The 19566-nt window shown below is 63.1% G+C and carries 23 protein-coding genes; 17 read left to right on the plus strand and 6 right to left on the minus strand.

All coding sequences use genetic code 11. From position 1 onward, the window contains the following. Positions 1 to 78: 78 nt before the first annotated feature. The 3 genes from OC450_RS19885 (at position 79) to OC450_RS19895 (ending at position 1808) form a co-directional block, all read left to right on the plus strand. The gene (locus OC450_RS19885; RefSeq protein WP_262048507.1) at positions 79 to 744 is read left to right on the plus strand and encodes a DUF429 domain-containing protein; all 666 of its coding nucleotides are present in this window, start codon (positions 79 to 81) and stop codon (positions 742 to 744) included. Positions 745 to 856: 112 nt separating this feature from the next. Next, entirely contained in the window at positions 857 to 1000 is a 144-nt protein-coding gene (locus tag OC450_RS19890) for a hypothetical protein (RefSeq protein WP_211387312.1), read from the plus strand. 103 nt (positions 1001 to 1103) lie between these two features. Continuing rightward, positions 1104 to 1808 (plus strand): glutathione S-transferase family protein, encoded by a 705-nt coding sequence (locus OC450_RS19895; protein ID WP_256809361.1) that lies wholly within the window; start codon positions 1104 to 1106, stop codon positions 1806 to 1808. A gap of 2 nt (positions 1809 to 1810) precedes the next feature. Here the strand turns inward: OC450_RS19895 and OC450_RS19900 are convergent, their stop codons facing one another. The 3 genes from OC450_RS19900 to OC450_RS19910 form a co-directional block, all read right to left on the minus strand. Further along, entirely contained in the window at positions 1811 to 2593 is a 783-nt protein-coding gene (locus tag OC450_RS19900; protein WP_211387310.1) for a sulfite exporter TauE/SafE family protein, read from the minus strand. A 3-nt stretch (positions 2594 to 2596) separates the two neighbouring features. After that, positions 2597 to 3229 carry a TetR/AcrR family transcriptional regulator gene (locus OC450_RS19905; protein WP_262048508.1) on the minus strand — a complete coding sequence of 211 codons (633 nt, stop codon included), beginning with the start codon at positions 3227 to 3229 and terminating at the stop codon, positions 2597 to 2599. 216 nt (positions 3230 to 3445) lie between these two features. Further along, entirely contained in the window at positions 3446 to 3817 is a 372-nt protein-coding gene (locus OC450_RS19910; protein WP_256809358.1) for a tRNA-binding protein, read from the minus strand. Positions 3818 to 3921: 104 nt separating this feature from the next. Between OC450_RS19910 and OC450_RS19915 the strand changes: the two genes are divergently transcribed. After that, positions 3922 to 4275: an ArsC family reductase gene (locus tag OC450_RS19915; RefSeq protein ID WP_262048509.1), complete on the plus strand. Its 354-nt coding sequence runs from the start codon at positions 3922 to 3924 to the stop codon at positions 4273 to 4275. Positions 4276 to 4299: 24 nt separating this feature from the next. On the opposite strand, the gene OC450_RS19920 is transcribed toward OC450_RS19915, so the two are convergent. Continuing rightward, positions 4300 to 4941 carry a hypothetical protein gene (locus tag OC450_RS19920; RefSeq protein WP_256809356.1) on the minus strand — a complete coding sequence of 214 codons (642 nt, stop codon included), beginning with the start codon at positions 4939 to 4941 and terminating at the stop codon, positions 4300 to 4302. 342 nt (positions 4942 to 5283) lie between these two features. Between OC450_RS19920 and OC450_RS19925 the strand changes: the two genes are divergently transcribed. The 7 genes from OC450_RS19925 to OC450_RS19955 all read left to right on the plus strand — a co-directional run bounded on the left by OC450_RS19925 (position 5284) and on the right by OC450_RS19955 (position 11767). Beyond that, positions 5284 to 6039, plus strand: a complete 756-nt coding sequence (locus tag OC450_RS19925) for an ABC transporter ATP-binding protein (RefSeq protein WP_211387305.1) — start codon at positions 5284 to 5286, stop codon at positions 6037 to 6039. Next, positions 6032 to 6778, plus strand: coding sequence for an ABC transporter ATP-binding protein (locus OC450_RS19930; RefSeq protein WP_211387304.1), 747 nt, complete (start codon positions 6032 to 6034; stop codon positions 6776 to 6778). The genes OC450_RS19925 and OC450_RS19930 overlap by 8 nt, the downstream gene beginning before the upstream one ends. A 35-nt stretch (positions 6779 to 6813) precedes the next feature. Further along, complete coding sequence (locus OC450_RS19935) at positions 6814 to 8037, plus strand: ABC transporter substrate-binding protein (protein ID WP_256809353.1); 1224 nt, start codon at positions 6814 to 6816, stop codon at positions 8035 to 8037. A gap of 72 nt (positions 8038 to 8109) precedes the next feature. After that, a complete protein-coding gene (locus OC450_RS19940) occupies positions 8110 to 8979 on the plus strand; it encodes a branched-chain amino acid ABC transporter permease (RefSeq protein ID WP_211387302.1) in 870 nt (289 codons plus the stop codon). A 1-nt stretch (position 8980) separates the two neighbouring features. Further along, positions 8981 to 9949 (plus strand): branched-chain amino acid ABC transporter permease, encoded by a 969-nt coding sequence (locus OC450_RS19945; protein ID WP_211387301.1) that lies wholly within the window; start codon positions 8981 to 8983, stop codon positions 9947 to 9949. A 155-nt stretch (positions 9950 to 10104) separates the two neighbouring features. Further along, on the plus strand, positions 10105 to 10749 hold the full coding sequence (locus OC450_RS19950; protein WP_211387300.1) for a DUF47 domain-containing protein: 645 nt from the start codon (positions 10105 to 10107) through the stop codon (positions 10747 to 10749). A gap of 10 nt (positions 10750 to 10759) precedes the next feature. Continuing rightward, a complete protein-coding gene (locus OC450_RS19955; protein WP_211387299.1) occupies positions 10760 to 11767 on the plus strand; it encodes an inorganic phosphate transporter in 1008 nt (335 codons plus the stop codon). Here the strand turns inward: OC450_RS19955 and sugE are convergent. Continuing rightward, positions 11760 to 12074 (minus strand): quaternary ammonium compound efflux SMR transporter SugE, encoded by a 315-nt coding sequence (gene sugE / locus OC450_RS19960; RefSeq protein ID WP_211387298.1) that lies wholly within the window; start codon positions 12072 to 12074, stop codon positions 11760 to 11762. The genes OC450_RS19955 and sugE overlap by 8 nt on opposite strands. Before the next feature lie 159 nt (positions 12075 to 12233). On the opposite strand from sugE, the gene OC450_RS19965 reads away from it, so the two are divergent. Next, complete coding sequence (locus tag OC450_RS19965) at positions 12234 to 13853, plus strand: peptide chain release factor 3 (protein ID WP_262048510.1); 1620 nt, start codon at positions 12234 to 12236, stop codon at positions 13851 to 13853. Positions 13854 to 13935: 82 nt separating this feature from the next. Beyond that, the gene (locus tag OC450_RS19970) at positions 13936 to 14514 is read left to right on the plus strand and encodes a hypothetical protein (RefSeq protein ID WP_211387296.1); all 579 of its coding nucleotides are present in this window, start codon (positions 13936 to 13938) and stop codon (positions 14512 to 14514) included. Positions 14515 to 14618: 104 nt separating this feature from the next. Here the strand turns inward: OC450_RS19970 and OC450_RS19975 are convergent, their stop codons facing one another. After that, the gene (locus tag OC450_RS19975; RefSeq protein WP_211387295.1) at positions 14619 to 15575 is read right to left on the minus strand and encodes a TIR domain-containing protein; all 957 of its coding nucleotides are present in this window, start codon (positions 15573 to 15575) and stop codon (positions 14619 to 14621) included. A gap of 138 nt (positions 15576 to 15713) precedes the next feature. On the opposite strand from OC450_RS19975, the gene OC450_RS19980 reads away from it, so the two are divergent. From OC450_RS19980 to OC450_RS19995, 4 genes are all read left to right on the plus strand, one after another. Next, positions 15714 to 16364 (plus strand): queuosine precursor transporter, encoded by a 651-nt coding sequence (locus tag OC450_RS19980; protein ID WP_256809345.1) that lies wholly within the window; start codon positions 15714 to 15716, stop codon positions 16362 to 16364. 102 nt (positions 16365 to 16466) lie between these two features. Next, a complete protein-coding gene (locus OC450_RS19985) occupies positions 16467 to 17051 on the plus strand; it encodes an NnrU family protein (RefSeq protein WP_262048511.1) in 585 nt (194 codons plus the stop codon). A gap of 74 nt (positions 17052 to 17125) precedes the next feature. Beyond that, complete coding sequence (locus OC450_RS19990) at positions 17126 to 18718, plus strand: class I adenylate-forming enzyme family protein (protein ID WP_256809344.1); 1593 nt, start codon at positions 17126 to 17128, stop codon at positions 18716 to 18718. Positions 18719 to 18887: 169 nt separating this feature from the next. Further along, on the plus strand, positions 18888 to 19541 hold the full coding sequence (locus OC450_RS19995; protein WP_211385395.1) for a tetratricopeptide repeat protein: 654 nt from the start codon (positions 18888 to 18890) through the stop codon (positions 19539 to 19541). The last annotated feature ends 25 nt before the right edge of the window (positions 19542 to 19566 follow it).

The following is a 19566-nucleotide window of genomic DNA, read 5'->3' on the forward strand; positions in this document are numbered from 1 at the left end:
GAATCCCTTCCGGCCGTCGCATCCTTTCGCCTCGGAGCTGTTAACAATGAGCAACGGTAGGGTATCGGGTTCATACGCGTGAAGAACTATCTCGGCCTCGATGGCTTCCGCTTCGGCTGGGTCGCAGCCTGGATCGACGATCGCGGCGATCAGGGCTTCGACTATTCACCCGGTCTCACGCGATTGCTGGCGATGCCGCACGAGCGCGCGATGATCGACATGCCGATCGGATTGAAACCGAGCGGCTACCGCACGTGCGATTTGCGTGCACGCGAACTGGTCGGCTCCGCCGTGTTTCTCGGCGCGCGCCGCGATCTGTGGACATTTCCCGACATGGCAGCGGCCAATCGCCACTACTGGGAGCGCGAGGGAAGGGGCAGGGGCGTGTCGGCGCAGCTCTGGAACATCAGGGACAAGATCCGGGACGTCGACGAGATCATGACGCCGGCACGGCAAGTCACCATCGGCGAAGCTCATCCGGAGTTGATTTTCTGGAATCTGGCAGGGCAAGTCCGGCTTGCAAGGAAGACGTCGGCGGACGGCCGCGAGCAGCGCATCGCGCTTCTGGCGCAGCGCGGCTTCACACGCCTGCCGAAATGGCTGACGCAGCGTCACGGCACCGGTATCGGCCGCGACGATCTCATCGACGCCTGCGCCTGTGCCGTTGCAGCGCGCGACAGCGAGCAGCGTGTCGGCGGGGAGGAGGTCGATCCGCGCGGGCTGCGGATGGAGATCAATTATTGAGGTCGTCGGCCGATACGGATCGGGAAATAACGGCAAGTAATTGAAGCGTGCAGGAACTGTGGATGGCTGGCCTGCGTTCCTCGTGCGAAACGGGCACAGAGAAGCACTTACGATGAGGGATGCCAGTCGATTCGCGACCGCGATGCTCGCGCTCGTCCTTATCGGAGCGCTGCTCGTCACCGGCCAGCTCTTCATCGAGCAACGCGCACAGCGCGACGTGATCTATGCCACCAGCGATCTGCTGTGGCCGTTGTAACCTGGTCCCGGTGCGGGACGATGATGTAACGGCTGCCCGGCCTTGCGCCATTCGCGGTCTCGCCTAGATTAGGCGGCGTCTCACGAACGCAGCCGGAGTCCCGATGTCCGATCTGTCCGCCTTTCCGATCACCAAGCGCTGGCCGGCGAAGCATCCCGAGCTGCTTCAGCTCTATTCGCTACCGACGCCGAACGGCGTCAAGGTCTCGATCGTGCTGGAGGAGATCGGGCTGCCCTACGAGGTCCATCTCGTCGACTTTGGCAAGGACGATCAGAAGACGGCTGAATTCCTCTCGCTCAATCCGAACGGCAAAATCCCTGCGATCCTCGATCCCAATGGTCCCGGCGGCAAACCGCTGCCGCTGTTCGAGTCCGGGGCGATCCTGCAATATCTCGCGGAGAAGACCGGCAAGCTTTTGCCCGAGGACGCCGCCCGCCGTTACCAGACCATCCAGTGGGTGCATTTCCAGATGGGCGGCATCGGGCCGATGTTCGGCCAGGTCGGCTTCTTCCACAAATTCGCCGGCAAGGAGTTCGAGGACAAGCGGCCGCTCGAACGCTATGTCAACGAGTCCAAGCGCCTGCTCGGTGTGATGGAGACGCATCTTTCGGGGCGGCAATGGTTCATGGATGACGATTACACCATCGCCGATATCTCCATGCTCGGCTGGGTGCGCAACCTCGTCGGTTTCTACGGTGCCGGCGATCTCGTCGAGTTCACCCGGTTCAAATCGGTCGGTGCCTGGCTCGAGCGGGGGCTGGCGCGTCCGGCGGTGCAGCGCGGGCTGAACATTCCGAAGCGGCCGTGAAACTAGCTCAACGCCTTGTAGGTCATGTACAGCGCCATCAGCGAGACTAGGGCGATCATGGTCCGGCGCAGCACCGATTTGCTGACGCCGTTGGCCATGCGTGCGCCGAGATCGGTGCCGATCCACAGGCCGACAACGATACCGATGATGGCCGGCCAGCCGACAACGAGTCCCTTGCTCCAGTAGATCCACGCCGCCGGAATGTTGGTCGGGATGACCGAAAAGACGAGGCTGACGAGTTGCGCCTGATGCTGCGGCACGCGCAGGCCGGCGGCGAGGCCGACAGTGATCGCAAGGCCGCCGCCGATGCCCATGAAGCCGGAGGAAAAGCCGGCAAGCATGCCGATGAGGAGCAGGGGCAGCCAGGGCAATTTGTCGGGATTGGCAGCCCCGCTGCTGCCGTCCTTGCGGTCACGCCGCAGAACCAGCGCAGCGATCAATGCGACGAGGTAGACGACATAGGTCCATTGCAGGACCGCGTCGGAAACGGCGGTTGCGGCATAGCCGCCGCTGACACCACCGAGCAGAAATCCGACGCCGATCCAGACGACCCATTGCAGCGGGCTGCGATTGCCGTTCTGCCAGTAGCGGCGCACGCCGGCGAGGCCGGTCGGCGGCACCTGCGCGATCAGCGACGTGCCTTGGGCCACATGCTGCTCCGCGCCGAGCAGCAGCACGCAGAAGATCACCAGGCCTCCACCCGGGCTCGTCCCCATGAAGCCGGACGTCAGTCCTCCGACGAGACCGACGCCGATACAAGCGAGCAGGTCGTGAATCCAGGACATCGCTCACACCCGGGTCCGTCGCTTGATGTCGGGTTTCGTGGTGCGGAAGCCGTCGATCGCGCCTGCGACAGCCGCCATGCAGGCCTCGACGTCAAAATCCTCGCCCCAGCACTTTTGCAGCACGAAGCCCTGGAAAATCGCAACCAGCACGCGCGCGATCGCATCTGCGCCGAGGTCGCTCCTGATGAGGCCGTCGTGCTGGCCGCGCTCGACCAGCGCGACGATGAGCGTGCGCGGCATGTCGATGCCTTCGACGACGCTGGCGCGGACGCGGCGGTTGCGCAGCGCTTCGGCCCAGCCATGGATGCCGACACGGCGCCGCGCTTCGCCGGCGGGATCGGTGAGCCATTGCGCATAGACGCGGACCAGTGCGTGAAGTCCCTCGATCGGATCTCCCGATCCTTGCGCTACCGAGTTGAGCACGGCTTCGCGGCGATGCCGGTCGTCGGCGAGCGCCTCGATCAGGTCGTCCTTGCTCTGGAAGTAGAGATAGACCGCGCCGTGGCTCAGTCCCGACCGCTTGACGATGTCGGCCATGCCGGTCTGGTGAAAACCATCCTCGGCGAAGCATGCGAGGGCCGCTTCGAGAATCTGCTGCCGCCGGTCTTCACGCTGCTTGTCGCTGATCTTCGGCATCCGCGGTGTCCGTAAATAACTGACTGTTCAATCGTTTTTGATGTCCAGCCCAAACAGCGTGGAAGGCCCGTCCGTAAAATAAAAAACAATCGATCAGTCATTTTTAATTCGATGCGCGAGTTTGGTCAAGGCCCAATGGCCTGGGTCGAGGAACCGGGAGGATTTGACGGTTGGCAGGTCGACGGAGGCCGCGGCGTAGCCCTTGAATGCGCTCGGCTAGAACAGGCGTCCGCCGTTCGGCACGGGTTTGCTCGGCTGCACCAGCACGACCTTGCCTTCGGCATCGGGGAAGCCGAGCGTCAGCACCTCCGAAACGACCGGGCCGATCTGGCGCGGCGGGAAATTGACGACGGCCGCGACCTGCTGTCCGACCAGCGTATCGAGCGGATGGTTTTCGGTGATCTGCGCCGAACTCTTGCGCACGCCGATCGCCGGGCCGAAGTCGATCCACAGCCGCCAGGCCGGCTTGCGCGCCTCCGGGAACGGTTTTGCGTCGACGATGGTGCCGACACGGATATCGACCGCGAGGAAGGTGTTGAAGTCGATGGTCGGCGACACGGTCGCGGCGGGATCGTGGGTGACGTGCATGGCGTGTCCGTTCGAAGAGCTGGCGTCATTCGCAAATATTGTCGCGCGGACCGGAGTTTCGTACAACGCCGGGATCACGATACGACGCATGCGCGAGGGACCTCTTGCCCAACATCATCTACGGCATCAAGAACTGCGACACCATGAAGAAGGCACGCGCCTGGCTCGACACCCATGGCGTCGCCTACGAGTTTCACGACTACAAGGCGGCGGGGGTGGAGAAGGACAAGCTCAAGCAGTGGAGCGACAAGGTCGGCTGGGAGACGCTGCTCAATCGCGCAGGGACGACCTTCAAGAAGCTGCCCGACGCCGACAAGGAGGGCCTCACCGAGAGGAAGGCGCTGGCGTTGATGCTAGCGCAACCATCGACGATCAAACGGCCGGTGCTGGAAGTCGGCGGCAAGCTGCTGGTCGGCTTCAAGCCGGACATTTATGCCAAGGACGTCGGGACCAGGTAAGTCGAGGCCAAATCGCGCTGGCCGCTATTTCAGTTCGACGATCTCGGTGACGAGCCCGGGCTGATCGGCGAATTCGACCAATTCGGCGGCCGCGATGCGGCCGGGAGTGCGGTGAAACAGGTCACGATCGATCACCGCGCGCAATTTTTCGCGCGGCAGCGCGTCATTTCCGCGCATCAGATTCTTGATCTCGAAGCCGCCGTCCTCGCAGAACGTCTTGAGCGAGGCGATGACGTGACAGATCCTGCCCTCGGTTTGGAACGGCAGCAGCAGGCGCTCATAGGCGACGATGCGCCCGTAGATGTCGTCGACGTCGGCAACGCTGTAGACGGGCAACCCGCGCGCCACGCATTCATGATAGACCGGCATCACGAAGGGCACGAGCCGCGGCCCGATATAGTCGTCGAGCAGAACGCCCTTGCCGGTGTGTCCATAGGCACGCGAGATGCGCGTGCCTTCGCTCTGGATAGTGAGGCGCGGCGTCGGCGTCGACATGTCCACCGTATAATAGATGAGATCGGACAGCTCCTCCTCGAGCCGCGCGGGCTGGTACTCCCAGATCGCCGGCGTCGTCTGTTCGCGCGCATAAAGTCGCAGCCACGTGTTCAGGAGATCACGCTGCCTGATGGATTTGACCAGGGAAGGAGCGGCGCTTGCGAAATCCAAGACAATATTCCCGACGTATAAAACCCGCGCATGATCCGGGTTGCGGGAAAATTTTCTATGAAGGCTGGCGCATGGAACGAAAGACCGTTAACGACGGCTTGATGACCGGTGCCTTGCGAACCGGGAGGCCGGGCAGGCACGACGTCAAAACACCTCCGACTAAGGGAGCATTTGTATCCCGGCCGGAGGCCTGATCTGCTCAGCTTTCCGCCTTGCCTAACCCCCGTCAACTCCGGCATATTCCGCGCCCGGAGGCGGCGGTTCCGGGTGGGCTCCAGGGCCTCCGGAATGCCGAAGCAACAAGGACAGCCACGCGTATTGCGCGGGCAGGGGGAAAACTGTTTGGCCGATGAGTTCATTCTCGAAACGGAAGGCTTGACCAAGGAGTTCGCGGGCTTCTTCGCCGTCCGCGACGTTGCGCTCAAGGTTCGCCGTGGGAGCATTCACGCGTTGATCGGCCCGAACGGCGCCGGCAAGACGACCTGCTTCAATCTTTTGACCAAGTTCCTCAAACCGTCCGCCGGAAAAATCCTGTACAAGGGCCAGGACATCACCGCGATGGCGCCCGCCGACGTGGCGCGCATGGGGTTGGTTCGCTCGTTCCAGATCTCGGCGGTGTTTCCGCATCTCACCGCGCAGGAAAACGTCCGTGTCGCGCTTCAGCGCCAGCACGGCAGCTCCTTCGATTTCTGGCGCTCCAAGTCGGTGCTCAACGTCTTCAACGATCGCGCGCGCGAGTTGTTGAACGATGTCGGCCTCAGCGAGTTTGCCAATACGCCCGCGGTCGAGATGCCCTACGGGCGCAAGCGCGCACTGGAGATCGCAACCACGCTCGCGCTCGACCCCGAGATGATGCTGCTGGACGAGCCGATGGCCGGCATGGGCCACGAGGACATCGACAAGATCGCGGCGCTGATCAAGCGTATCTCCGCGAAATACACCATCCTGATGGTCGAGCATAATCTCAGCGTCGTGGCCAATCTTTCCGACATCATTACCGTGCTGACGCGCGGGCAGGTGCTGGCGCAGGGCCATTACAGCGAGCTCACCAAGGACGAGCGCGTCAAGGAAGCTTACCTGGGAGCCGGTCATGCCTGACACTGCGATCGCCGAGGCTCCGGCAAAGGCCGCGACCGGCGGGACCATCCTTCAGGTCCGCAATCTGGAGGCGTGGTATGGCGAGTCCCACATCCTGCACGGGATCAACTTCGACGTGAATGCGGGCGAGGTCGTCACCCTGCTCGGGCGTAACGGCGCCGGCAAGACCACCACGCTGAAGTCGATCATGGGGATCATCGGCAAGCGAACCGGCTCGGTGAAGTTCAACAACCACGACATCATCCGCACGACCTCCGACAAGATCGCGCGCATGGGCATCGCGTTCTGCCCGGAAGAGCGGGGGATATTCTCCAGCCTCGACGTACGTGAGAATTTGCTGCTGCCGCCCATCGTCCGCGCGGGCGGGCTGCCGCTCGATCAGATCTTCGACCTGTTCCCGAACCTGAAGGAACGGCTCAACAGCCAGGGCACCAAGCTGTCCGGCGGCGAGCAGCAGATGCTCGCGATCGCGCGCATCCTGCGCACCGGCGCGAGTTTCCTGATGCTGGACGAGCCGACCGAGGGGCTCGCACCCGTCATCATCCAGCAGATCGGCCACACCATTGCCCGGCTCAAGAAGGAGGGCTTCACGATCCTCCTGGTCGAGCAGAACTTCCGGTTCGCATCCACCGTCGCCGACCGCTATTATGTGGTCGAGCACGGCAAGATCATCGACGGATTTTCCAATGCGGAGCTTGCCGCCAACATGGACAAGCTCCACACCTATCTCGGCGTCTAGAATTGCCAACGAGAAAAATTAAAGAGGTACGTTGCATGAAGACCAGGTCGATTGCGTCATTGCTGCTGACCACCGCGCTCAGCTTCGTGATGACTGGCGTCGCGTCCGCGCAGGACAAGACCGTCAAGATCGGCGCGCTGTCCGATCAGTCCGGCCTTTACGCCGACCTCGGCGGACCAGGCTCGACGCTCGCCGCGCAGATGGCCATTGAAGATTCCGGCCTCGTTGCGAAGGGCTGGAAGATCGACATCATCTCGGGCGATCACCAGAACAAGCCGGACATAGGCACCGCGATCGCGCGGCAATGGTTCGACGTCGACAAGGTCGACACCATCGTCGACGTGCCGAATTCCGGCGTGGCGCTCGCCGTCAACAACGTCGTCAAGGAAAAGAACGGCGTCTACATCAACTCCGGTGCGGCGACCTCGGATCTCACCAACGCGCAGTGCTCGCCCAACACGGTGCACTGGACCTACGACACCTACATGCTGGCCCACACCACCGGTCAGGCGCTGGTGAAGGCCGGCGGCGACACCTGGTTCTTCCTGACCGCGGACTACGCCTTCGGCGCGGCGCTGGAGCGCGACACCACGGCGGTCATCACCGCCAACGGCGGCAAGGTGGTCGGTGGCGTCAAGCACCCGCTCAACACGCCGGACTTCTCGTCCTTCCTGCTGCAGGCGCAGGCTTCCAAGGCCAAGATCATCGGCCTTGCCAATGCCGGCGGCGACACCACCAACACGATCAAGCAGGCGGCCGAGTTCGGCATCGTCAAGGGCGGCCAGAAGCTCGCGGCGCTGCTGCTGTTCCTCACGGACGTCAAGGCGATCGGGCTCGAGACCGCGCAGGGCCTCAACTTCACCGAGACCTTCTACTGGGACATGAACGACCAGACCCGCGCGTTCTCCAAGCGCTTCGCCGCGAAGATGAAGAACAGTGCGCCTCCGACCATGGTGCAGGCCGGCGTCTACGCGGGCGTGCGCCACTATCTCAAGGCGCTGGAGGCGCTCGGCGGCAATCCGCACGATGGCGTCAAGGTCGTGGAGAAGATGAAGTCGATGCCGACCGAGGACGATCTGTTCGGCAAGGGCGAGATCCAGCCCAACGGCCGCACCATCCACAACGCCTACCTGTTCGAGGTGAAGAAGCCCTCCGAGTCCAAGGGACCGTGGGATTTCTACAAGCTGGTCGGCACGGTGCCGGGCGACCAGGCCTTCACGCCGCTGTCCGAGAGCAAGTGCGCGCTCTTGAAGAAGTAGGATAACCGCCCGCGGGCCATCAGGCCTGCGGGCGACTTTCAGGGAACGCCGAAGGGACCGGGTGCGGGATCGATGCAGGCTCTTTACGCTCAGCTACTGGTGGGATTGATCAACGGCTCGTTCTACGCGCTGCTCAGTCTCGGGCTCGCCGTGATCTTCGGCATGCTCAACATCATCAATTTCGCCCATGGCGCACTCTACATGATGGGCGCGTTCGTCGCCTATTTCCTGCTCAACAATGATTATCTCAGTATCGGCTACTGGCCGGCATTGATCGTCGCTCCGATTGTCGTCGGCATCTTCGGCATGATCCTGGAACGGACCATGCTGCAATGGCTGACCGGGCTCGACCATCTCTACGGCCTGTTGCTGACCTTCGGCATCGCGCTGATCGTGCAGGGCGTGTTCCAGAACTATTTCGGCTCGTCCGGCATGCCTTACGCCATTCCGGACCAGCTCAAGGGCGGCATGAATCTCGGGTTCATGTTCCTTCCTATCTATCGCGGCTGGGTCGTTATCTTCTCGCTGGTGGTGTGTATCGCCACCTGGTTCCTGATCGAGAAGACGCGGCTTGGCGCTTACCTGCGCGCCGCGACCGAAAACCCGACGCTGGTGCGCGCTTTCGGCGTCAACGTGCCGCGCATGATCACGCTGACCTACGGTCTCGGCGTCGGTCTTGCAGCACTCGCCGGCGTGCTTTCGGCGCCGATCAACCAGGTGCGGCCGCTGATGGGCGCCGACCTCATCATCGTCGTGTTCGCGGTGGTGGTGATCGGCGGCATGGGGTCGATCATGGGCTCGATCATCACCGGCTTCGCGCTGGGCGTGATCGAGGGCCTGACCAAGTATTTCTACCCCGAGGCCTCCAATACCGTCGTCTTCGTGCTGATGGTGCTGGTGCTCTTGGTGAAGCCAACCGGATTGACGGGAAAGGCGGCCTGATATGACAGCCTTGACGGACGACACGCTGCCGGTGACCCCGCGCGCGATCCGCGACGAGATGATCGTGTTCGTTGTGATGGCGCTGCTGCTGGCTTCGGTGCCATTCACGGGAGTCTACCCGTTCTTCGTCATGCAGGCGCTGTGCTTCGCGCTGCTCGCCTGCGCCTTCAACCTGCTGATCGGCTACGGCGGTTTGCTGTCCTTCGGCCATGCGATGTTCTTGGGGACGGCCGGCTATTGCAGCGCGCATGCGCTGAAGGTATGGGCGCTGCCGCCGGAGCTCGGCATCCTCGTCGGCATCGCCGGTGCCTTCGTGCTCTCGCTCATCACGGGCTATATCTCGATCCGCCGCCAGGGCATCTACTTCTCGATGATCACGCTGGCACTGTCGCAGCTTTTGTACTTCATCTACCTCCAGGCCCCGTTCACCCATGGCGAGGACGGCATCCAGGGCATTCCGCAAGGGCACATGTTCGGCGTGTTCGATCTGTCCAAGCCGACCGTGCTCTACTACGTCGTGCTGGTCGGCTTCCTTGCCGGCTTCCTGCTGATCTTCCGCATCATCAACTCGCCGTTCGGCGAAGTCCTCAAGGCGATCCGTGAGAACGAGCCGCGGGCGATCTCGCTGGGTTACCGGACCGATCAGTACAAGTTCCTGGCTTTCGTCCTGTCGGGCACGCTCGCGGGCTTTGCCGGATCGCTGAAAGTGTTCGTGGCGCAGAACGCCTCGCTCACCGACGTGCACTGGTCGATGTCGGGCGAAGTCGTGCTGATGACGCTGGTCGGCGGTCTCGGCACCGTGTTCGGCCCCGTGGTCGGCGCCTTTGTGATCATCGCCATGCAGCAATATCTGGCGGGGTTTGGCCAATGGGTGACTGTGATCCAGGGCTCGATCTTCGTGATCTGCGTGCTCACGTTCCGCCGCGGGGTCATCGGCGAAATCGCGCATTACTTCCGGCGTTCGCTCTAAACGATTGATATCGCACTAATTTATCTGGTGCGTGAAAGCGGTGGATGACCCGGCTCCGCGGGCGTGAGATGACACGCACGCGGATCGAAAATGGTCTATGACAGTTTTGTGACGGCCGGTTCGGCCGGGCCATTTCCAACCGGTAGTCTCTCCCCATGATGCGATGGTTTCGCGCTTTCCTGCCCAAGGAAGAACGCTTCTTCGACCTGTTCGACCGCCACGCCCAGACCGTGATCCAGGGCTCGATCGCGCTCCAGGGCATGCTCAACGGGGGCGAGGAGACGCCGGTCTTTTGCCAGCGCGTCAACCAGTTCGAGAACGATGCCGACAACATCACCCGTGAGGTGCTGACGGCGGTGCGCCGCACCTTCATCACTCCGTTCGATCGCGGCGACATCAAGAACCTGATCACCTCGATGGACGATGCCATCGACCAGATGCAGCAGACCGCCAAGGCCGTGATGCTGTTCGAAGTCCGCACCTTCGAGCCACCGATGCGCGAGATCGGCGGGCTCTTGATCGAATGCGCCAATCTGGTCGGCCGCGCGCTGCCGTTGATGCAGCAGATCGGCAAGAACGTGGCGATGCTGACCGCAATCACGGAAGAGCTGGGCAAGCTCGAAGGCCGGGTCGACGATCTCCACGACATCGGGATGAAGGAGCTGTTCCTCAAGCACCGCGACGGGAGCGCGATGGACTTCATCGTCGGTGTCGAGATCTACGACCACCTCGAGAAGGTGGCCGACCGTTTCGACGACGTCGCGAACGAGATCAACAGCATCGTCATCGAGCAAGTTTAGGCAGGGCGCCGTGGATGCTGCGTTGGGTCTTCCCCTCCTGGTCGGACTGATCGCCGTCGCGCTGCTGTTCGATTTCCTGAACGGCCTGCACGACGCCGCCAATTCGATCGCGACCATCGTCTCGACCCGCGTGCTGCGGCCGCAATTCGCGGTGTTCTGGGCCGCGTTCTTCAATTTCGTCGCCTTCATGGTGTTCGGTCTGCACGTTGCCCAAACCATCGGCACCGGCATCATCGATCCCGCGATCGTCGATGCCCAGGTGATCTTCGCGGCCCTCGTCGGCGCCATCGTCTGGAACCTCGTGACCTGGGGGCTCGGCATCCCGTCCTCGTCGTCGCATGCATTGATCGGTGGCCTGTTCGGCGGTGGCGTGGCCAAGGCGGGGATCTCCGCGGCGGTCTGGAGCGGATTGTCCAAAACGGTGATCGCCATCGTGCTGTCTCCACTCGTCGGCTTCCTGCTCGCGATGGTGCTGGTCGCGATCGTCTCCTGGGCCTCGGTCCGGTCCACCCCTTTCGCTGTGGACCGCGCTTTCCGCATCCTGCAATTCGCCTCCGCCTCGCTCTATTCGCTCGGCCATGGCGGCAACGACGCGCAGAAGACCATGGGCATCATCGCCGTGCTGCTCTACTCGCAGGGCCATCTCGGCAGCGAATTCTCGGTGCCGTTCTGGGTGGTGCTGTCCTGCCAGGCCGCGATGGCGATGGGCACGCTGATGGGCGGCTGGCGCATCGTCCGCACCATGGGATTGCGAATTACAAAGCTGACGCCAATGCAGGGTTTTTGCGCCGAGACCGGCGGCGCCGCCACCCTGTTCATGGCGACCTACCTCGGGGTTCCGGTGTCGACCACCCACACCATCACCGGCGCCATCGTCGGCGTCGGCGCCGCCCGCCGTCTCTCGGCGGTGCGCTGGAACGTCGCCAGCTCGATCGTCTACGCCTGGGTGATCACCATGCCGGCCTCGGCCATTGTCGCTGCGCTGACCTGGTGGGCGGTCAAGATTTTCCTCAAGTAACGAGTTTCAGCCCGACAATGCCGGCGACGATCAGTCCGATGCTGGCCAGGCGAAACGCGGTGGCCGGCTCGCCGAACAGGATGATCCCGAGCGTCGCCGTGCCCACCGCACCGATCCCGGTCCACACCGCGTAGGCGGTTCCAATCGGCAGTGATTTGAGGGCCAACCCAAGCAGCAGGATGCTCCCGGCCATCGCGGCGAGGGTCAGGACGGAAGGGATCAGCCTGGTAAAGCCCTCGGTGTATTTGAGCCCGATCGCCCAGCCCACCTCCAGAAGGCCAGCGACGAACAGGATGCTCCAGGCCATGACGACCCTCCATATCAAGGCAGGGTCGTCCCCGCGGCTGATGTGCTGAAAGAGGGGAAAGGTCGTCCTTCCCCAGGTCGATATGGGGCTGGCCGGAAGGCTCTGCAATCACCACATGAGGCTTGATCGGGCCGATTTTCCCTGTCAAACGCTCCCGCAATGTCCGACATCGCCACACCTGCCGAATCGACGGCCCGTTCCCCGCTTGCCGCTGAAGTGTCGCGGCGGCGCACCTTTGCGATCATCTCGCATCCGGACGCCGGCAAGACCACGCTGACCGAGAAGCTGCTGCTGTTCGGCGGCGCCATCAATCTCGCCGGCCAGGTCAAGGCCAAGGGCGAGCGGCGCAACACGCGTTCGGACTGGATGAAGATCGAGCGCGAGCGCGGCATCTCGGTCGTGACCTCGGTCATGACCTTCGAATTCGAAGGCCTGGTGTTCAACCTGCTGGACACGCCGGGCCACGAGGACTTTTCGGAAGATACCTACCGCACGCTGACGGCGGTCGATTCCGCCGTGATGGTGATCGACGCCGCCAAGGGCATCGAGGCACGCACCCGGAAGCTGTTCGAGGTCTGCCGCCTGCGCGACATTCCGATCATCACCTTCATCAACAAGATGGACCGCGAGAGCCGTGACGTGTTCGAGCTGCTCGATGAGATCGAGAAGACGCTGGCGCTCGACACCACGCCGATGACCTGGCCGGTCGGCCGCGGCCGCGACTTCCTCGGCACCTATGACGTCGCCAATGGCGGCGTGCGCCTGCTCGAAGGCGGTGGCGCCAAGACCGGCGCGGCGCAGCAGATCGAGATCGCCGAGCTTGGCAAGCTCAACGCCAATCTCGACGTCTCCGCGGTGAAGGACGAGCTCGAGCTCGTGACCGAGGCATCAAAACCGTTCGAGCTCGCCGCGTTTCGCGAGGGCCATCTGACGCCGGTTTATTTCGGCAGCGCGCTGCGCAATTTCGGCGTCGGCGACCTGCTGGAAGGCCTCGGCAAGTTCGCGCCCGAGCCGCGCGCGCAGGACAGCGACCAGCGCAGGGTCGAGGCGACCGATCCGCGCATGAGTGCTTTCGTGTTCAAGATCCAGGCCAATATGGATCCGAACCATCGCGACCGCATCGCGTTTGCGCGCCTCTGCTCCGGCAAGCTCAGCCGGGGCATGAAGGCCAAGCTGGTGCGCACCGGCAAGAGCATGCCGTTGTCGAGCCCGCAATTCTTCTTCGCGCAGGACCGCTCGGTCGCGGACGAGGCCTATGCCGGCGACGTCGTCGGCATTCCCAACCACGGCACGCTGCGCATCGGCGACACCTTGACCGAGGGCGAGGATTTCAACTTCGTCGGCGTGCCGAGCTTTGCGCCGGAAATCGTCCGCCGCGTGCGTCTCACCGACGCGATGAAGGCGAAGAAGCTGAAGGAAGCGCTTCAGCAGATGTCGGAAGAGGGCGTGGTGCAGGTGTTTCGCCCGCGCGACGGCGCGCCCGCGCTGGTCGGCGTGGTCGGTGCGCTCCAGCTCGACGTGCTGAAGGCGCGGCTGGAGGCGGAATATTCACTGCCCGTCGAATTCGAGGTCAGCGAGTTCCAGCTTGCGCGCTGGGTCTCATCGGATGACCGCAAGAAGCTCGATACCTTCATCGCCGCCAACACCTCCAGCATCGCCGACGATGTCGACGGCGACCCCGTGTATCTGGCGCGGAACGAGTTCTATCTGGGCTACACCAGGGAACGCGCCGAGGGCATCGAGTTCACCAACGTCAAGGACGTCAAGAAGAGGGGGTAGGGCGCCCCCGTCCCGCGGCCGAACGCGAGCATGTGAACGAAAGCGGGCTTGACGCCCTCTTGGGCGATGCCACGTTTCAGCCATGTGGCGCGGCATCCTCGTTTTTCTCCTGCTGGCAATATCGACGGTTGCGGCCGATGCGCAGCGTCGCCAGATCAACCCGATCCCGTTTGCGCACGAGCCGTGCAGTGTGCTCGACAATCGTCCCTGCACGCCGTCCTATTGCAGTCCGCTCGAACCCGGCCCCTGCATTCCCGAGATCGACTATCCCTACGGGCAGAACCTCCAGCTCACGATCGAAAGTGTGCCGCAGGACTCCGACCGCGCCAAATACCGCAAGCCCGATCACGACCTCGATACGATCGGCGATCTCTTCGCCGAGCTGCGCACCTGCTGGTCGCCGCCATCGGACAATGCGCGCGCGGGCATGCAGATGGCCGTGCGTTTCAGCTTCAACAAGGCGGGCCGCCTGATCGGCCCGCCGCGGCTGACCTTTGCGACTGCGGGCGTCCCCGCGGGTATCCGCACGACCTATCTGAATGCCATCAACGCGTCGCTGAACGCCTGCCTGCCGCTGAAATTCACCAGCAATCTCGGGGGCGCTCTGGCCGGACGGCCAATCGCGATCCGCTACGTCGACAACCGCAATCTCGCCAACTGATTTGCCAACGAGACCAGCCCGGCGGCGTTGGCCTCTATGGGAGGTCTAACGCCTCGCGTACAGCCGCAGTTGATCGGCCGTCTCTCGTTCGCGAGCCGCCGTACTCAGTTCAGCAGCTTCCATTTGTCCAATTTGAGCACGATGGTGGCCTCGAGGTCTTCGATCCTATTGAATTCCTCATAAGTGACCCCGTTGAGATCCGATGGCAGTCTCAGCGGTTTCTTCAGCAGGATGGCGACGCGCTCGAAGGCGCGGAATTTGGCGAACAGCAACCCCATCTCGAAGATGACATTCTCACGTGCGCGTGCCCCGTAAGGCTCGTTGGCTCTGGCCAAGCGTCCTTCGTCGTCGGGCGTGGCGAGGATGAAGCCTGCCCTGCATGTTCGGATCAACTCTTCCAGGCCCGACAAGATCGTCGTTGCGTTCTTGTCTTCCCGCAACAGCACCTTGGGGGTGACCTTGTTCTGCCGCAAGATCGACTCCAGCGCCTTTCGGCTAGTGTCGTCCCGTCCGTGCACGATGAAGACGTTGCGCTCGAGCTGAAGCTCCGGGTGCGGCGTGTGCAAAGCCAACGCCAGAATATCGGTGTAGGCCTCCAGGACGCGCAGATCGTCGGGAGAGAACACCTTGCCCGTAACGTTGTTATGAAAGCAGGCGACGCCAAATGGGCTGCGGCCCTGTCCTAATTTGATTGGAAAGCAGACCATGTTCTGGATGGGACTGTCGCCGGAGAATTCCCCGCCGAGAGCGCGCGAAAAGACCGTCGGCGTACCCGTGCGGAAGCAATTTCCGGCGATGGTTCCGAAGTAACCCAGCGTGGCCGGAAAGCTGGCCCGTGCTTGAGGATCCAGCAGTTGCTTGTCGAACAGGAAGTCGCCCTCGTTGAAGAGCACCAGCCTGTTCATCTTGGGGTGGTCGATCAGGACCGATCCCGCATCGGCCGCCGGGCTGATCGCGATCGCGGTTTGCAAAAATTCGACAATGATCGCTTCCTGCGAACGGCCGTGGGAAGCGCGAAGGAAATCCAATATTCTGGCGTCAAAACTGATTTTGCCGGTCATAACTAACCGTCCAATCCATCTGCAATGTTTCGATCATATTCCGTCGGGGGCCGAATTCAACAAGAAGTTGTCTTGGGCGAATTTGACCCGTAGCTTCGACCCATTCAATGCAGGATGCCCCGGGGGCCGCGTGAACCGATGGACGCCAGGATCAGCTATTTCCTATTTCTGCTCACGCTCCATTCGGCGCTGTTGGTCACAAGCACGATCGCAGGCTCGAAACTGTTCGCGTTGCCTTTCGGCCTGGACGCCAGTGCGACGGTCTTCAGCTATCTTCTGACGTTCATCATTCTCGATACGATCGCCGAATTGTTCGGCAAGGAGTATTCCAGGCGGGTCATCAATCTCGGCCTGCTTAGCATGGCCCTGTCGGCCGCCTATTTCGAGTTTGCCGCGTATCTGCCGGCGGCGGCAGGCTGGCACCACCAGCAGGATTTCGAGGCGGTCGTTAGCTCTTCCGTTCGCATCTGGATCGGCGGCTGGCTGGCTTACATGATCAGTCAGCACTTCGACCTGTCGTTCTTTCTCCTGTTGCGCGAGACGACATTCGGCAGGAAGTCCGTGGTGCTGTCTGCCTGGCTCAGCCTGATGTTGGCCCAGCTGTTGGACACCGCCATCTTCGTGTCGGTCGCGTTCTATGGTACCGGCGTTGTCCTGCCGACAATCGTCGGTCAGTATCTGATCAAGCTCATTTTCTCGACCGTTGCCGCGCCTCTGGTGAAGCTGAGCATCTCGTTTGGACGAGGCTGGATCGATGCGCGCAGCGGAAAGGTGGCCGAGCAGGACTAGGGCCGTCCTCTTGCCGGGATGGCGGCGCTCCGCGTGATGCATTGCGCTTCTCGGGGCGAAGATGCTACCTGAAGACGTGCGGCTTTGCGAAAGAGGGACGTCGTGGGTTTGCTGGTGATGATCCTGGGGCTGGCGCTGTTTTTCGCAGCCCATATTTTCACGACGAAACGAGACGCGCGCGCGGAGGCGATCGCGAGGCTGGGCGAGGGTACCTACAAGATCGTCTATTCGCTCGCCTCGCTCGCGGGGCTCGCGTTGATCATCTGGGGTTTTGCGCATTACCGTGCGACCGGCTGGATCGACGTCTGGTACCCGCCGAAGGCGCTGAAGCACATCACGCTCGCGCTGATGCTGCCCGCGGTCATCCTGGTGGTCGCGTCCTATCTGCGTGGCCGCATCTACGCGACGCTGAAGCATCCGATGCTGGCCGGTATCAAGCTGTGGGCTGCGGCGCATCTTTTGGCCAATGGCGATCTCGGCTCCATCATCCTGTTCGGCTCGTTCCTGGCCTGGGCAGTGTATGATCGCATTACGCTGAAGCATCGCACCGATGGCGGCGGGCCGCCGATCCCGGTGGGCGGCGTCAGCAACGATCTGATCGCGGTTGCGGTCGGAATCGTCGCTTATCTGGCGCTCGCCTTTGCATTCCATCCGGTCGTGATCGGCGTTCCCGTAGTGGGGGTCTAGCCGGTCAGCACAAGATGGAACCCTGATGCCCGTGCGCGGAAGGTAACAAGAGCAACAAGCTTTAAGGCGTTCCGATGAACTGGTCGCAATCTCAGATCCCGCCGATGCGGCTCGAGGCGCGCTTTGGCGATCGGGTGGTGCCCGCCTTTAGCGACCGGCCGGCGAGCTTGTGGGCGATGATTGCCGACGCGTGCGCCGGCAATGCCGACGGCGAAGCCTTGATCTGCGGGGATGTCCGCCTGAGCTGGCGGCAGGCTGCGGAGCAGGCCGCGCGGATCGCGGCAGGCTTTCGCAAGCTAGGCCTGCGGCGTGGCGATCGCGTCGCGATCCTGCTCGGCAACCGGATCGAATTTCCGCTGCTGCTGTTTGCCGCCGCGCATGAGGGGCTGGTCACGGTGCTGCTCGGCACGCGCCAGCAGAAGCCGGAAATCGCCTATGTTCTGAGCGACTGCGGCGCCAAGATCCTGATCCATGAAGCGGGGCTGGCCGAGCGTTTGCCTGATGCGCGCGACATTCCAGACGTGATTCACCACATCGCGATCGATGCCGACCCGCAGCGGTCGCGTTTCGCGATGCTCGCAGACAACGCGCCGGCGCCGGCGCCGGTCGATGTCGGCGAGGAAGAAACCGCGATGATCCTCTACACCTCGGGCACGACGGGCAAGCCGAAGGGCGCGATGCTGGCTCATTGCAACATCGTGCACTCCTCGATGGTCTTCGTGTCCTGCCTGCAATTGACGGCGGCGGACCGCTCGATCGCGGCTGTGCCGCTCGGCCATGTCACCGGCGTCGTCGCCAACATCACGACGATGATTCGCTGCGGCGGCGCGCTGATCATCATGCCGGAGTTCAAGGCCGCCGATTATCTCAAGCTCGCCGCCCGCGAGCGCGTCACCTACACGGTAATGGTGCCGGCGATGTACAATCTCTGCCTGCTCCAGCCCGATTTCGACGGCTACGATCTGTCGAGCTGGCGCATCGGCGGCTTCGGCGGCGCGCCGATGCCGGTCGCAACCATCGAGAAGCTCAAGGCGACAATTCCCGGCCTGCAGCTGATGAACTGCTACGGCGCGACCGAGACGACGTCGCCGTCGACGATCATGCCGGGCGAGTTGACGGCAAGCCATATCGACAGCGTCGGCCTGCCGTGTCCGGGTGCGCGTATCGTGGCGATGGGGGCGGACGGGCGCGAGCTGCCGCATGGCGAGATCGGCGAGCTCTGGATCCAGAGCGCATCCGTCATCAAGGGCTACTGGAACAATGCGACGGCGACGTCAGAGAGCTTCACCAGCGGATTCTGGCATTCCGGCGATCTCGGCTCGGTCGATGGGGAGGGGTTTGTCCGCGTCTTCGACCGGCAGAAGGACATGATCAATCGCGGCGGCCTGAAGATCTATTCGGCCGAGGTCGAATCCGTGCTGGCCGGCCACCCCGCGGTGGTGGAGAGCGCTATCATCGCCAAATCATGCCCCGTTCTCGGCGAGCGCGTCCACGCCGTGGTGGTGACGCGCGCGCCCGTGGCGGGCGAGGTCCTGCGCGCCTGGTGCGCCGAGCGGCTGTCGGACTACAAGGTCCCTGAAACCATGGTGATCACGGCCGAGCCGCTGCCGCGCAATGCCAATGGCAAGGTGCTGAAGCGGCAGTTGCGGGAACTCCTAGGAGCCTGAGCCGGGCCGGCGGGCATTCCTGGGCGTTCCCGGGTGGTTAACGCCTTGATCGGGCTCGCTTTGCCTTGCCACCGCCATATCGATAGGGTATCGCCGCCGCGACGCGGGGACGGGTTTTTGACGCGGACGATCTGGCGCGCATTCCTGACCGGGTATGGGGTTATCTTAAGTGTCTGAATTATTTGACGAAGTCGACGAGGAAGTACGTCGCGAACAGCTCAAGAAGCTGTGGGACAAGTATTCGATCTATTTCATCGCGCTGATGGTGCTGATCGTGGCCGCCGTCGGCGGTTGGCGCGGCTACCAGTATCTGGAGGCCAAGAAGGCCGCCGAGGCCGGCGCGGCGTTCGAGAAGGCTGTCGAGCTGTCCGAGCAGGACAAGCACGCGGAGGCCGAGGCGGCCTTCACCGAGCTCGCCACCAAGGCTCCGTCGGGCTATCGCACCCTGGCGCGACTGCGTGCGGCGGCCGAGGCGGCGGCCCGCGATCCCAAGGCGGCCGCCAAGCTGTATGACGACATTGCCGCCGACCGCGGCGTGGGCGGCGAGTGGCAGGATCTGGCGAAGATCCGAGCGGCCGGCCTCCTGCTCGACAGCGCCGGCTATGCCGACATGCAGCAGCGGCTGGAAGCTTCCGCCGCACCCAAATCGACCTTCCGTCACAGCGCCCGCGAGATGCTGGCGCTGTCGGCGTGGCGCAACAACGACATGACTGCGGCCCGCAAATGGCTCGACGCGATCGCCGAGGACGGCGAAACGCCGCCGGGCTTGCGCTCACGCGCCGAGGCGCTGCAAGCCCTGCTGCCGCCCGTCGCCAAAAGCTGACCACGCGCCGACGGCCCCGAGAGCT

It is taken from the genome of Bradyrhizobium sp. Bra78, from assembly GCF_024519855.1.
Lineage (GTDB): Bacteria > Pseudomonadota > Alphaproteobacteria > Rhizobiales > Xanthobacteraceae > Bradyrhizobium > Bradyrhizobium japonicum_G.